General features: G+C 35.5%; 15 protein-coding genes. 10 read left to right on the plus strand and 5 right to left on the minus strand.

Annotated features, from left to right (window positions below):
- Position 1: 1 nt before the first annotated feature.
- The 3 genes from larB to larE are packed head-to-tail and all read left to right on the plus strand — an operon-like array spanning position 2 to position 2,110.
- The gene (larB, locus tag D2K62_RS11440; protein ID WP_117161494.1) at positions 2-760 is read left to right on the plus strand and encodes a nickel pincer cofactor biosynthesis protein LarB; all 759 of its coding nucleotides are present in this window, start codon (positions 2-4) and stop codon (positions 758-760) included.
- 24 nt (positions 761-784) lie between these two features.
- On the plus strand, positions 785-1,264 hold the full coding sequence (gene larC2, locus D2K62_RS11445; RefSeq protein ID WP_117161495.1) for a nickel pincer cofactor biosynthesis protein LarC2: 480 nt from the start codon (positions 785-787) through the stop codon (positions 1,262-1,264).
- A 21-nt stretch (positions 1,265-1,285) separates the two neighbouring features.
- Positions 1,286-2,110, plus strand: a complete 825-nt coding sequence (gene larE, locus D2K62_RS11450) for an ATP-dependent sacrificial sulfur transferase LarE (protein ID WP_232828010.1) — start codon at positions 1,286-1,288, stop codon at positions 2,108-2,110.
- An 82-nt stretch (positions 2,111-2,192) separates the two neighbouring features.
- On the opposite strand, the gene D2K62_RS11455 is transcribed toward larE, so the two are convergent.
- The gene (locus D2K62_RS11455) at positions 2,193-3,182 is read right to left on the minus strand and encodes a LacI family DNA-binding transcriptional regulator (RefSeq protein WP_117161497.1); all 990 of its coding nucleotides are present in this window, start codon (positions 3,180-3,182) and stop codon (positions 2,193-2,195) included.
- Between the two features lie 250 nt (positions 3,183-3,432).
- Between D2K62_RS11455 and D2K62_RS11460 the strand changes: the two genes are divergently transcribed.
- The 4 genes from D2K62_RS11460 to glsA all read left to right on the plus strand — a co-directional run bounded on the left by D2K62_RS11460 (position 3,433) and on the right by glsA (position 8,560).
- Complete coding sequence (locus tag D2K62_RS11460) at positions 3,433-4,926, plus strand: tagaturonate epimerase family protein (protein WP_117161498.1); 1,494 nt, start codon at positions 3,433-3,435, stop codon at positions 4,924-4,926.
- A 26-nt stretch (positions 4,927-4,952) separates the two neighbouring features.
- Positions 4,953-6,356: a glucuronate isomerase gene (gene uxaC / locus D2K62_RS11465; protein WP_198663171.1), complete on the plus strand. Its 1,404-nt coding sequence runs from the start codon at positions 4,953-4,955 to the stop codon at positions 6,354-6,356.
- 406 nt (positions 6,357-6,762) lie between these two features.
- Entirely contained in the window at positions 6,763-7,485 is a 723-nt protein-coding gene (locus tag D2K62_RS11470) for an NAD-dependent epimerase/dehydratase family protein (RefSeq protein WP_112180000.1), read from the plus strand.
- A 145-nt stretch (positions 7,486-7,630) separates the two neighbouring features.
- Positions 7,631-8,560: a glutaminase A gene (gene glsA, locus D2K62_RS11475; RefSeq protein WP_117149260.1), complete on the plus strand. Its 930-nt coding sequence runs from the start codon at positions 7,631-7,633 to the stop codon at positions 8,558-8,560.
- Positions 8,561-8,628: 68 nt separating this feature from the next.
- On the opposite strand, the gene D2K62_RS11480 is transcribed toward glsA, so the two are convergent.
- From D2K62_RS11480 to D2K62_RS11490, 3 genes are all read right to left on the minus strand, one after another.
- Complete coding sequence (locus D2K62_RS11480; protein WP_117161499.1) at positions 8,629-9,144, minus strand: hypothetical protein; 516 nt, start codon at positions 9,142-9,144, stop codon at positions 8,629-8,631.
- 76 nt (positions 9,145-9,220) lie between these two features.
- Positions 9,221-9,712, minus strand: a complete 492-nt coding sequence (gene mscL, locus D2K62_RS11485) for a large conductance mechanosensitive channel protein MscL (protein ID WP_117161500.1) — start codon at positions 9,710-9,712, stop codon at positions 9,221-9,223.
- 62 nt (positions 9,713-9,774) lie between these two features.
- Positions 9,775-10,110, minus strand: a complete 336-nt coding sequence (locus D2K62_RS11490; protein ID WP_112180004.1) for a winged helix-turn-helix transcriptional regulator — start codon at positions 10,108-10,110, stop codon at positions 9,775-9,777.
- A 116-nt stretch (positions 10,111-10,226) separates the two neighbouring features.
- On the opposite strand from D2K62_RS11490, the gene D2K62_RS11495 reads away from it, so the two are divergent.
- The 3 genes from D2K62_RS11495 (at position 10,227) to D2K62_RS11505 (ending at position 12,282) form a co-directional block, all read left to right on the plus strand.
- A complete protein-coding gene (locus tag D2K62_RS11495; RefSeq protein ID WP_112180005.1) occupies positions 10,227-11,285 on the plus strand; it encodes an LLM class flavin-dependent oxidoreductase in 1,059 nt (352 codons plus the stop codon).
- A 12-nt stretch (positions 11,286-11,297) separates the two neighbouring features.
- Entirely contained in the window at positions 11,298-11,864 is a 567-nt protein-coding gene (locus tag D2K62_RS11500; protein WP_117161501.1) for an NADPH-dependent FMN reductase, read from the plus strand.
- Between the two features lie 97 nt (positions 11,865-11,961).
- Positions 11,962-12,282 (plus strand): hypothetical protein, encoded by a 321-nt coding sequence (locus D2K62_RS11505; protein WP_112180007.1) that lies wholly within the window; start codon positions 11,962-11,964, stop codon positions 12,280-12,282.
- Positions 12,283-12,809: 527 nt separating this feature from the next.
- On the opposite strand, the gene D2K62_RS11510 is transcribed toward D2K62_RS11505, so the two are convergent.
- Positions 12,810-13,130, minus strand: coding sequence for a YppG family protein (locus tag D2K62_RS11510; protein WP_117161502.1), 321 nt, complete (start codon positions 13,128-13,130; stop codon positions 12,810-12,812).
- Between the last annotated feature and the right edge of the window lie 82 nt (positions 13,131-13,212).

A 13,212-nucleotide genomic window follows, 5' to 3' on the forward strand; every position in this document is an offset into this window, starting at 1 on the left:
TATGCTAGAGGATATTTTACAACAAGTAAAAGCAGGAACGTTAACTGTTAAAGAAGCAAGTAAAAAGCTAGGGTCTTATGAGAATCTTGGTTTTGCGAAAATTGATCATCAAAGACAACAGCGTACAGGATTTCCAGAAATTATTTATGGAGAAGGTAAAACAATTGAACAACTTAGTACGATCATTGAAGCAATTAAACAAAAAAATAATACCGTTTTAGCTACACGTATTTCGGAACAAAAAGCAACAGCGATTTTAGAGCGTTTTCCGTCTTGTGTCTATGATGCATGTTCACAAATTCTATTTTGGAAAGAAGAGAAAGAAGAGAAAAAAACAAAAGATGGTTATATTGCTATTATTTGCGCTGGTACTTCTGATTTAAAAGTAGCAGAAGAAGCTGCGATTACAGCTGAGGTATTAGGTAGTCAAGTTCATCGAATATATGATGTAGGTGTCGCGGGTTTACATCGATTACTAGATAATTTAGAAGAAATTCAAGGGGCTACCGTTTCGGTTGTCGTTGCAGGAATGGAAGGGGCACTTGCTAGTGTTGTAGGAGGTCTTGTGGCACATCCGGTACTTGCCGTTCCAACTAGTGTCGGTTATGGGGCTAATTTTCAAGGATTATCAGCGCTATTGGCGATGTTAAATTCGTGTTCTTCTGGGATCAGTGTTGTTAATATCGATAATGGTTTTGGGGCTGCTTATAATGCGGTTATGATAGATCGCTTAGCATATTCACATGATTATGCTAAATAAAATATCAAACTTGGAGGTAGCTAAATGGTGAAAAGACATCCCCCTGATCATGAACATGTTGATGATCAAATGATGAAAATGGAGATTAACTTAGACGATACACCGAGTGAATGGCTTGGTTATGTTATGGAACTCCTATTTGAAGCGGGTGCTAATGACGTTTACTATACCCCTATTTATATGAAAAAAAACAGACCTGGAATTCAAGTACAGCTTCTTTGTGCAAGTGATCAGGTTGAGCAGATGAAAGAGATTTTATGGAGAGAGACTACTACTCTAGGAATCCGTTATTATCCTTTAACTGTCCATCGTATGGCGCGGAGATTTATTAAAGTAGCTACTGAGTGGGGAGAGATAACAATAAAACAAGGAATAAGAAACGGAGTAGTTTGGCAAAGTGCACCAGAATATGAGGAATGTAAAGCAATTGCTATGAAACACCAAGTACCACTAAAACAAGTCTATCAAGCTGTTTGGGAGAATACCAAAGTTCGAGAAGAATAAATGAGAGTGAGGAGAATAAAAATGCTAGAAAAAAACCGAAAATTAGGAGAAACACTTTGTGAGATGAGACGTGTGCTTGTTGCTTTTTCTGGAGGAGTGGACAGCACATTCTTATTAAAGAGAGCGCATCAAGAATTAGGTTCTGATAATGTTTTAGCAGTTGTTGTAGCATCTGAATTATTTCGTAAAGAAGAATTTAAAGGGGCAGTTAACCTAGCAAAACAAATGAATATTCCTGTTTTAGAAACAGAAATAAAAGAACTGGAAGACGATTCTATCGTAGCAAATTCACCAGATAGTTGGTATTACAGTAAAAAAATGCTATATAATCACCTCAATAAATTAGCGAAACAAAAAGGTTTTCACTATGTACTGGATGGCATGATTATGGATGATTTAGATGATTTCCGTCCTGGATTAAAAGCGCGAACCGAAGCGGGCGTTAGAAGTATACTTCAGGAAGCTGGCCTTTATAAGCGAGAAATTCGTATCTTAGCAAAAGAACTAGAAGTCCCTGTTTGGGATAAACCAGCATCTTGTAGCTTAGCTTCTCGGATACCTTATGGAACAGTAATAACGAAAGAAAAAATTGATCAAGTCAATCAGGCAGAACAATATATTCAGTCGCTAGGGTTTAGTGTTGTACGTGTACGTCATCATGGGGATGTTGCAAGAATTGAAGCTTTACCAGAAGATATAGAGGCTTTACTTGCGTGTAAAGAAAGGATAGGACAGAAATTACAATTGCTAGGATTTACGTATGTTTCTGTTGATCTATTTGGCTATCGTGTAGGAAGTATGAATGAAGTTTTAGATGAGAAACAGAAACATTCTGAAGTTAGTTAGACGAGGTCTTTATAATAAAAACTAACAAGAGGCGTCTCTAGTAATTATCGAGTAGCGCCTCTTATTATATGTTAGGATAGAATCAATTTTTTACATATGCGCATGAAGATCTCTCTACTAGGGTTGGGTTCATTTTTTTTGTAATTGGATTTACCTGTTCTGTGTCTATCAAAGCGATCATTGCTTCAACAATTTCTTTAGCTAGTTCTTCCAATGACACACCAATTGCTGTTAAAGGTATTTCCAGTGTTTCCATTTGTGGGATATTGTCATAGCTAATCACTGACATATCCTTAGGAATACTAATATTGTTCTCTCTTAAGCAACGGATAACACCGCCACTTATATCATAACTGCCACTCACAATAGCGGTAGGTAATGGATTTGTGTTTATTAGTTTTTTAATTGCTGTATAACCATCATACCAATTCAGCCCATTTGTATTTATTACATGACTATTATCAAAGAATAGTTGATGCTGCTTTATCGCAGTTTCAAAACCTCGATACTTTTCCATTTGTAGTGGATCAGTGGGAGAAATATTCCCGATATAAGTTATTTTTCGATGTCCTAATCGATATAAATAAGCAATGGCTCTTTTCATTGCTTGTTCATGATTAGCATCAATTATTGGGTAGGCAGCCTTTTTTTTACTTGATACACCATAAGAAATGAGTGGGATATTCTGTTCACTAATCGCAACGTTGTTATTTTCTTCAAATAATATAATGCCATCAACCTGAAACTTTCTAAATGTTTCAAGAGCTTTAGGAACAGGATCTACTGATAGAATCATTGAATAATCGGTTTTATCGATTTCATTACTAATGTTCGTGACAAGCGTTGATAAAACGGTTCTTTCTATTGTAGGCCATATTAAACCAATTATTTTTGTTTTCTTACTTACAAGCCGTTGGGCGGCAAAGTTGGGCTCATACCCCATTTTATTTGCTAGAGTAACAATTTTTTCTTTTGTTACTTTTTTAACAAGCGGGCTATCATTAAGAGCTTTGGAAACTGTTGAATAGCTAACACCTGCAACACTTGCTATGTCTTTAATTGTTACTGTCATTTTACATCACCTATCGACTTATATTCTTTTATATCGAGTTATCCCTATAATGTACCATAACTTTAATGCGTTTTCACTTAAAAAAATATAATCTTAAATTTACTAATAAAAACTGTTGTTGAATCATTTTAAATAGGTTATTATTAAAATAACAACGTTGTTATTTTAAATTATAAAAAGGAAAATCAATTATTTGAAAACGGTATCAATTGGGGGAGTAAAAATCATAATTAAAGGGAGAAGTGGAGAAATGGATTCTTTAGTTACAGTACTTCAAACATTAGCAGAAGGAAAAGTTGCCATCTCGAATGAACAGGTTAAAGTTTATCGCGACTCTTTTACAGAATATAAAAAAGATAAGTTGATCATGGTCAAAGATTTAGAAGCGAAATGGATCTTAGCTGTAGGAGATGGTGTACTCTATGAATCACTAACAGGTGAAACGCTAAAGGGATATGGAAAAAGATGTGCCTTATCTCATGAAAATCGTCTAGTCTTAAATCAGTATTTTCCATACACAGTGCCACAGGCTTTTGGAACTGAAATAGCAACAATGGGATTAGGGGATCGTCTTGGATTAGCCTCACCTGGGCATATTGAAACAATTAAACCGTACCGCGTTAAACCGATTTTAGCTCAACAAAGTATTCGTGAATTAACGCTTACTAATCGATCCATGATAGATATTCTCGATGCAGCTGCCTTTGCCGTTTTTCAAGAAGGTTATAAAGATGGGTATGGTGCAGATGGAGATCATATTAAGCTCGAGAAAGATATTGAATATGCACTATCTTTAGGCATATCTTTTCTGACATTAGATTGTTCTGATCAGATTAGAAACGACCTAGAAACTATATCTGTTAGCGATATAGAAGGAGAATACGAGAAGTTGCCTGCAGCAACAAGGGATTATTACTATGAAACCTATTTTAATAAACAATTCGATGTGAATGGGTTAGAAATTGACTATGATAAAGTAGATGTAATTAAGAATGCATTATTATATGGCGAAGCTTTAGATTATACAGAGCACGTCTATAAAACTTATATTCAAAATGCTGAGAAACAAATAGACTTCGAGATATCAATTGATGAAACCGAAACGATAACCTCACCTGCAGCTCATTTTTTTGTTGCTAATGAGTTAATAAGAAGAGGCGTTAATGTCACTAGCTTGGCCCCAAGGTTTTGTGGGGAGTTTCAAAAGGGAATTGATTATATTGGTGATATTACTCAATTTGAAAAGGAATTAAAAGCACATGCGATAATTTCCCAATACTTCGGTTATAAATTAAGCATCCACTCAGGAAGCGATAAATTTAGTGTGTTCCCTAGTATTGGCGAACATACAAATGGATTACTTCATATTAAAACGGCAGGAACGAACTGGCTTGAAGCAGTCAGAGTTATTGCTGCTATTAATCCTGAATTATATCGAAGAATGCATGTTCATGCCCTAGAACATTTTGAAGAAACACTACAATACTATCATATCACGCCAAACCTAGATACAATTGCGCCGTTGGAAGAGCAAACGGATGAATTGTTACCTGCATACATGAATCATGATGCTGCTCGCCAGTTATTTCATGTCACATATGGTATTTTGTTAACGGCAAAAAATGATCAAGGTAAATTTCTATTTAAAGACGCCTTCTTTCAAACATTAAATGAAAATGAAGACGCTTATCGTCAAGCGCTTGTTAAACATATCGGAAAACATCTTGAATTATTGGGATTATAATCTTAGCGACAGAAAGGAAATGTGGAATGAAGCAGTTTATGGATGAAGATTTCCTATTGGAAAGTGATTTAGCTAAAACGCTATTTAATGATTATGCGAAGGATCTGCCAATCATTGATTATCACTGTCATTTGAGTCCGAAAGAAATATATGAAAATAAGATGTTCAAAAATATTACGGAAATATGGTTGTACGGGGACCACTATAAATGGCGAGCAATGCGAGCAAACGGTGTTGATGAAGCATATATAACAGGTGATGCGAATGACTATGATAAGTTTATTGCCTGGGCAAAAACAATTCCAATGCTGATTGGTAATCCATTATATAATTGGACGCACTTAGAGCTCCAACGTTTTTTTGATATTGATACTGTATTTAATGAAGAAACAGCTCCAGATATTTGGGGAGCGGTTAATAAAAAGTTAACGAGTGGTAAGTTCGGTGCCCGTAATTTAATTGAAATGTCGAATGTAGAAGTGATTTGTACAACGGATGACCCGATTGATGATTTGCAATATCACCAAAGACTACAACAAGATGATAGCTTTTCGGTTAAAGTTTTACCAAGTTTCCGTCCAGATAAAGGATTGGAAATAAATCGAGACGGTTTTCAAAATTGGACGAAATCATTAGAAGAAGTATCTGGCGTTGCGATTGCGTCTTACGATGATTTTTTAAAAGCGCTAGAATCAAGAGTGGAGTTTTTTCATGCTATTGGTGGTCGAGTTTCCGATCATGCACTTGACGCAGTGATGTATAGCGAGTCTACGAAAGAAGAAGTAGAGGCAGTTTTCAAACGTGCTATTAATGGAGAAAAAGTTTCCGAAATAGATGAAGGTAAATTTAAAGCGCAAACACTTTTATTCTTGGGAAAACTGTATACCAAGTTTAACTGGGCGATGCAATTTCATATCAATGCGTTTCGAAATAACAATACAAGAATGTTTAATCAATTAGGTCCTGATACAGGTTACGATGCAATGAATGATGGTTTAATTGCCAGACCATTAGTTAAGTTACTCGATTCGTTAGAAAGAGAAAATGCTCTTCCAAGGACAATTCTATATTCACTAAATCCAAAAGATAATAGCACCATAGCAACAATTAGTGGTAGTTTTCAAAGTGGTGGAATTCCAGGCAAAATTCAATTGGGAACTGCATGGTGGTACAACGATACAAAAGCTGGAATGTTAAGTCAGATGGAAACCTTAGCGAGTATTGGTGTATTCAGCCGTTTTATTGGTATGTTAACGGACTCCAGAAGTTTATTATCCTATCCAAGACACGAGTATTTTAGAAGACTAGTATGCTCGTTAATTGCAAAGTGGGTAGAAAATGGAGAAGTGCCAGAAGACGAGGAATCCTTAGGAAAAATTGTTAAAGGTATTTCTTACTATAATGCAAAGAATTATTTTCAATTTGAGTAATGCCACAATTAATATTTTTTAAGACTCTTGTTTAATAAAAGCAAGGGTCTTTTTTTGTCTTTGAAAGAAAAGAAAGAATATAATCTTAGTGCCATTATGTAGTTATTTTATCCGTAGGTCTGGCTACGGAAATACACTAAGCGTTCCTGGGACATAACCTCAGCTAATTTTCAGAAGAAGATCGCTTCTGAAAATGGATCTTCGGTTCGTGGGATTGCGATTACTCATCCCATCGAAAACATTTGCTGTTCCCAAGGAGTCTCCGTGTATTTCCTTCGCCATGATCATGTTGATTGCTTAAAAAGTAAAACACTAGATGCTAACTCTTCTTAGTTTTTTTGTGATAATTACAAATCAACGGGCAATGATAAAAACAAGTGAACAAGAGAAGGGAATTAACCGTTAAATGAAAAAAATCGCAATTATAGGTGGTTCTGGAACCGTAGGCCAGATTTTATACAAAGGTTTAAGTGAAATACATGATTGTTATGTGTTAGATAATCGTATTGAAATGGATCATGCTCATTTTATTTATGTTGATGCTACTGACTATCAGCAACTCTTAGAGAAGATTCCCTCACAAACAGATGTGATTATAAATCTACTCCGGATGGAAACAGATCATGCAATTGAGAATATCGAAGCATTTGATAAAATGACAGCTGTCTTCTTTCAAGCGAGCTATTATATTTTACAGGCTGCAAATCAATTAAACATCTCTAAGGTCATTTTTGCTAGTAGTAATCATGTATCGGATTATTATGAAGAAGACGGGAATTCGTTATTAAATCGAGAAATTAATGTCAAGGATTACCCGTATCCAAAAGGGTTATACGGTGTTCTAAAGCTAGCTTCTGAACAGCTTGGATTTATTTATTATTTAAATAATGACATGTCAATTATTAATATTCGGATTGGTTCTGTACCTGCTGAAAGTGAGCAAAAGGCTATTGAGGAAAATAGCCGCTTAGAAAAGACAATCCTACACAAGGGGGATTTGATTGACTTATTTTCGGCAGCTATTACAGCAAAAGTTAGGTTTGGAACCTATTATGGCGTATCCGATAATCCAGATAAGCCATGGGATATTTCGAATGCGGTAGCAGAACTAGGCTATCAACCAGAGTGAAACAAATATTCTTACAGACAAAATAGACAGGTGAATATATTTATGTCAGTACATTAATATCCAATTTTATATTAGTGTTCTGTCTTATAAAAGTGCATTTTAATTTATTAAAGATATTGGTTCATACTATCAATGGGTGATGTATATGTTTTGTCAAACAAATAAGGAGTTAGAAGCATTAGTGGAGGAAGCAAGGAGTTACACACAATATGGAAAAGTTGCAGATTATATTCCGGCACTAGGAAAGGCAAATCCAACTGATTTATCAATTTCTATAAATTATCCTGATGGTCGTTGTGTATCAGCTGGAGATGTTCAGAAGAAGTTTACGCTTCAAAGTATCTCAAAAGTAATTAGTTTGGCTTTCGTCCTGATGGATAGGGGATCAAGCGAAGTATTTGAGCATGTTGGAATGGAACCAACTGGAGATCCATTTAACTCTATCGCTAAACTAGAGAAAATGATTCCGGCTAAACCGCTTAATCCGATGATAAATGCAGGGGCGCTTGTTGTGACCCACATGATAAAAGGAAATTCAGTAGAAGATAGATTTAAACGGCTTTTATCCTTTATTCAGGAGTTAGCAAACGATGCGACGATTAGTTATAGTGAGGGGATAGCACAGTCTGAGTTTGAAACAGCTGATTTAAACCGAGCATTATGTTACTTTTTAAAACAACATAATCGATTGGATGGGAGTGTGGATGATCTCATTAAACTGTATACAAAACAGTGTGCAGTTGAAATGAACTGTTTGGATTTGGCTCACATTGGTCTAGTATTTGCAATGAACGGATTTGATCCACAAACCAATAAACAAATTATACCTCAGAATGTAGCACGTATTTGCAAAACCTTTATGGTAACCTGTGGCATGTATAATGCTTCGGGTGAGTTCGCAATGAAAATAGGTATCCCAGCAAAAAGTGGTGTGGCAGGTGGTATTATGGGTGCGACACCTGGAAGATTTGGTATTGGAATCTTTGGACCGTCTTTAGATGAAAAAGGTAATAGCATTGCAGGCATACAGTTATTAGAGATGTTATCAAAGAAATATAGCTTGAGTATGTTTTGAGGGGATCCATACGTTTTCAAGATTATGATAAATAAAAATGAGGCTGCTAGTAGCAACCTTATTTTCATTTAAACTAATGAATTAAAGTGTTCAATAATTTTTCTTTGAGTTGCTTGTGTTGCTTTAGCAGAAGGTGCCCAATCTTTCTCTTTTATAAAGTTACTAATGTAATTCATGTAGGTAGCCTGTTGAACAGCCATATTATAATGAACATGTTTAACATTTTCATTCTTCATCATTAAAGCTGAATTAAAATTTGTATGCGCCATCGATTTTGCTGTTGATTGAAGTTCTAGTGTAATTCGTTTAGTTAGGGTATTAAAATCCGAATGAATTGGCCATGAAAAAGCTAATTCTTCTTCTAGATTTATGTTCGGTAGTTCAATCCAGTTTTCATTAGAAGGATTTAATAATTCTAACATTACGCGGATGTGTGTTTTAAGTAACGTTTGCTGTATAGTTACTATTTTTTTTAGATACGTGGCTGAAGATTCGGTTTGATAGAGATCTAATTTTCCGAGGAGACCTTCGTGTGTTGAAAGATGTTCGTTCATTAATCCGACATCTATAATTGGTAATAGCATGCATAACACCCTTTCAGTAAATCATTAATACATGATATGAAAGTGGAGTGAAATGGTTCTTTGTACTAGAGAGTTACTATTTAACTCTCACATAGGGTTTCTTCGTTCGTTTATTATTTGGTAGCACGTCAAGCGTAGATGAACAATTTGGACAAATAATAGCTTGGTTAGGTATCATTGTACAACAATACGTACACTCTTTTTTAGTCATGGCATCTAATGGACTTTGGTGTGGTTTTTTCCATCGATTTATTTGACGGATTACAAGGAAAACAACAAATAACACAATGACAAAACGAACTGACGCGGTGATAAATAAGCCATAATTAACTGTTGCAATACCAGCTTCCTTTGCGTCAGCCAAGGAAGAATAGCGCGTACCACTTAGACTAATGTACATGTTCTCGAAATTCATTCTTCTATATATAAGACCAATAGGTGGGAGTAGGATATCTTTAACCAATGAATCAATAAGACCACTAAATGCAGCACCTAATACTACCCCAACTCCCATATCGACCGCATTTCCCTTCATTGTAAATTGCCGGAATTCGTGTAACAGTCCCATACTAATCCCTCCTCTTAATAATTCTATGAGTGAATAGGACAGACTATGAGAAAGTCATGCTGCTAATTTAGTTTTTGCTTTTTGTGTAGGGTATGTTTCGTACCCCATTCATGCATGGCTTCTAAAATAGGCTCCAAACTCCGACCATAATTTGTAATGGAATATTCAACTTTAGGTGGAACTTGTGCATAAACAACACGCTCGATAATATCCTCGTTTTCTAATTCACGTAATTGTTTTGTTAACATTTTTTGCGTAATTCCTGGCATACTACGTTTTAATTCATTGAAACGTTTTGTGCCATTCTGTAATAAGTGTAATAAGATAACTGGTTTCCATTTTCCAACTAAAATTCCTAATGCATCTTCTACACGACAATATTCTGGTGCCTTGTCCACGTTATCTCCTCCAATAGTATCTTTTTGTATACTATACCACTATAAAGTGCTTACTTACTAAAATGTATTATATATTCTATAATAGCAACATAACATAAAAAAGGATTGATATATATATGGAAAAATATCGGATTGATCAAAGTAAAGGATTAGAGTTTGGGATATATACGTTAGGTGATCATTTGCCTAATCCATTAACAGGAGAACGAATTTCTGCGGAACAACGGATTCATGAAATAATTGATTATGCGAAGCTGGCAGATCAAGCAGGCATTGATTTCTTTAGTGTAGGTGAAAGTCATCAAGAATATTTCGCAACACAAGCACATGCTGTTGTGTTATCTGCTATTGCTCAAGCAACAGAAAAAATTAAAATTGCAAGTTCATCAACGATCATTAGTACGTCAGATCCAGTACGTGTATATGAAAATTTTGCAACGTTAGATTTAATTTCAAAAGGTCGAGCGGAAATTATTGCAGGACGTGCATCAAGAGTAGGGCTGTTTGACTTATTGGGTTATAACATTAGAGATTACGAAGAGCTGTTTGAAGAAAAATTTGACTTATTACGACAGATTAATGAAGAAAATATTGTTAATTGGAGTGGAGAATTTCGTGCCCCTTTAAGAGACGCACAAGTTCTTCCACGTCCGCAAAGTGGATCAATGCCAATTTGGCGTGCGGTTGGTGGCTCACCTGCAAGTGCAATGAAAGCGGGTTATGCTGGTGTTCCAATGTTTATGGCGCATTTAGGTGGACCGGTTAGTGTTTTCAAACAAACAATTGATGCCTATCGTGGTGCTGCTGAACGTGGTGGTTTTGATCCAACAGAACTACCTGTTTCAACTGCAGGTTTTTTCTATGCGGCAGAAACATCTCAGCAAGCGTTAAAAGATATGTATCCTCATATTAACGAAGGTATGAAACGAACAAATGGACAAGGATTTCCTAAGCAACACTTTGCACAGGGTGTAGATCCACAAAACGTTATGAATATCGGTAGCCCACAAGAAATTATCGAAAAGATGCTCTATCAACATGAACAATTTGGACATCAGCGTTATATTGCTCAAATAGATTTTGGTGGCATGCCTTATGATAAATTAATGAAAAACATTGAAATTATTGGTACGGAAATTTTACCAGCAATTAAGAAACACACTGCAAAAAAGTAGGAGGTTGAGATAATGAAGATTGTAGGATTGTCAGGATCAAATGTAGGGTCTAAAACGCGAACCGCTATGGATTATACAGTTAAATCAATTAAAGAAAATCATTCAGAAGTTGAAGTGACACTAATCGATTTAGCGGACTATGATTTGCAATTTAGCGATGGTCGTAATTATTTAGAATATAAAGGAGATACAGGATATGTTGTACAAACGATAATGGAGGCAGATGCCATTATCATTGGTACACCTATCTTTCAGGCCTCTATTCCTGCTACACTGAAAAACATTTTTGATTTATTACCTGTTAATGCTTTTCGTGATAAAGTTGTTAGTATGTATGCAACGGCTGGTTCACAAAAACATTATTTAATCATAGAACAACAATTAAAGCCGATAGTAAGCTATATGAAAGCTCAAATTGTTCAGTCCTATGTATTTATTGAAGAAAAGGACTTCCAACGAAAAGAAATTATCAATGAGGATGTCTTCTTTCGAATTGATCGTTTAGTAGAAGATACAGTAGTACTTACAGAAACATATAAAAAAATCCGCGAAGCCAAAGAGGCTGCATATGATTTTTAATAGAATAAATAAATACCCTTAACAGTAGTTAAGGGTATTTTAAGGTTTTGCGCTTAGGCTATGATTATAGGAATAATAATCATAGGAGTTGAAAACGTTGAATATTTCATCAGTTGGTATAAATAATAGTACATCACAAAGTACTTCGATTACTTCAGTTAGTGACTTAGAAAAGCAAAAAACACAGCTTCAAAAAGAAATAAATGAAATTAATGCCTCATCTCAAGATGCTGAAACAAAACAAGAAAGCCTTAAGCAATTGCAACAAAAAATGCAACAAATAGAAACTAAAATACAACGTTTAAAAGCAAATACAGAGGAACAGGTTGAAGTAACTAAGAACAAGGATCCCCAAGATACTCTTGAAATTAGTGATCAGGCAAATTCACTATTTCTCGAGTTACAAGGAGCAGATTAATTAATAAACTTTATTCTAAAAGTTCGTTGATTTTGGAGAGTAACTTACCTTGCGTCGGAATAACCTTCAACAGCGACACAACTTATACAGTTACTACGCTCTGAAAATCCACTATGCTTTCCGCAGGCACGTCTTCAGCTAACTTCATAAAGCAAAAAACGCTTTATGAAGTGGATCTTCAGATCGCACTGTTCCTGCAGGAGTCGTAGTGGATTTTCATCGCTGGTCGGTAATATGTTTATTGATGAAGTTACAATATCAACAATTACAGACCTTTTCGGACTTTAAATTCTTTCTAGCGAAGGTTGTGCCCACGGAAAGCGAAACCATTTGCTGACGAAGCGGGTAAGACTCTTCTGTTACGTCACAGTTTCTATCTACTGTGTCTCTTAATAATTTGACAGGGGTTTATAAAAAAACAGTGGTTTAATAAGCTGTTATAAAAACACAACGTTTACTTATAGCGTTGTGTTTATTATCTATACTTTTAATTATGGTTTAAATAGCTGTGTTTTATTTCTAACTATTTAAAAAAGGCCTCTTACCATTTTAATTACGGGTCCTGCCTGGCTTGCTACGCCCATAACATTTCTAAAACCTTTCCCTACTTTGCCCATATCTAATTTCCCATTTTCATCTGTTATTAATGATCCTAATCCTTGTGTAAGATTGTTTTGACCTTGAAGTTGTTGTCTTTGTGGGATCATGAAATCTCCTCTAAACGGACTATTGACCTGCCCAAACGGGCTATTATTTTGGAATGGAAAAGCATTTGGTGGTAAAGCTCTTCTACCTTGTCGTTGATTACGATAAGGACGACGTTGTGGTGGGGGTCCTAGCTGTAACATATTATCTCCTCCTTCCTATCTTCAAGTACTTTGATCCCATGGTATGTCTAATCAATTGATAGCGGCACGGTAAAAGAACTAG

This window comes from Paraliobacillus sp. X-1268, assembly GCF_003426095.1.
Lineage (GTDB): Bacteria > Bacillota > Bacilli > Bacillales > Amphibacillaceae > Paraliobacillus_A > Paraliobacillus_A zengyii.

Bases quoted from the DNA above. Each gene is read 5' to 3' on its own strand.
- larC2 (WP_117161495.1), top strand. From the start codon at position 785: ATGGTGAAAAGACATCCCCCTGATCATGAACATGTTGATGATCAAATG.
- D2K62_RS11460 (WP_117161498.1), top strand. From the start codon at position 3,433: ATGGATTCTTTAGTTACAGTACTTCAAACATTAGCAGAAGGAAAAGTT.
- uxaC (WP_198663171.1), top strand. From the start codon at position 4,953: ATGAAGCAGTTTATGGATGAAGATTTCCTATTGGAAAGTGATTTAGCT.
- D2K62_RS11510 (WP_117161502.1), bottom strand. From the start codon at position 13,130: ATGTTACAGCTAGGACCCCCACCACAACGTCGTCCTTATCGTAATCAA.
- mscL (WP_117161500.1), bottom strand. From the start codon at position 9,712: ATGGGACTGTTACACGAATTCCGGCAATTTACAATGAAGGGAAATGCG.
- D2K62_RS11500 (WP_117161501.1), top strand. From the start codon at position 11,298: ATGAAGATTGTAGGATTGTCAGGATCAAATGTAGGGTCTAAAACGCGA.
- larB (WP_117161494.1), top strand. From the start codon at position 2: ATGCTAGAGGATATTTTACAACAAGTAAAAGCAGGAACGTTAACTGTT.
- glsA (WP_117149260.1), top strand. From the start codon at position 7,631: ATGTTTTGTCAAACAAATAAGGAGTTAGAAGCATTAGTGGAGGAAGCA.
- D2K62_RS11455 (WP_117161497.1), bottom strand. From the start codon at position 3,182: ATGACAGTAACAATTAAAGACATAGCAAGTGTTGCAGGTGTTAGCTAT.
- D2K62_RS11495 (WP_112180005.1), top strand. From the start codon at position 10,227: ATGGAAAAATATCGGATTGATCAAAGTAAAGGATTAGAGTTTGGGATA.
- D2K62_RS11480 (WP_117161499.1), bottom strand. From the start codon at position 9,144: ATGCTATTACCAATTATAGATGTCGGATTAATGAACGAACATCTTTCA.
- D2K62_RS11470 (WP_112180000.1), top strand. From the start codon at position 6,763: ATGAAAAAAATCGCAATTATAGGTGGTTCTGGAACCGTAGGCCAGATT.
- larE (WP_232828010.1), top strand. From the start codon at position 1,286: ATGCTAGAAAAAAACCGAAAATTAGGAGAAACACTTTGTGAGATGAGA.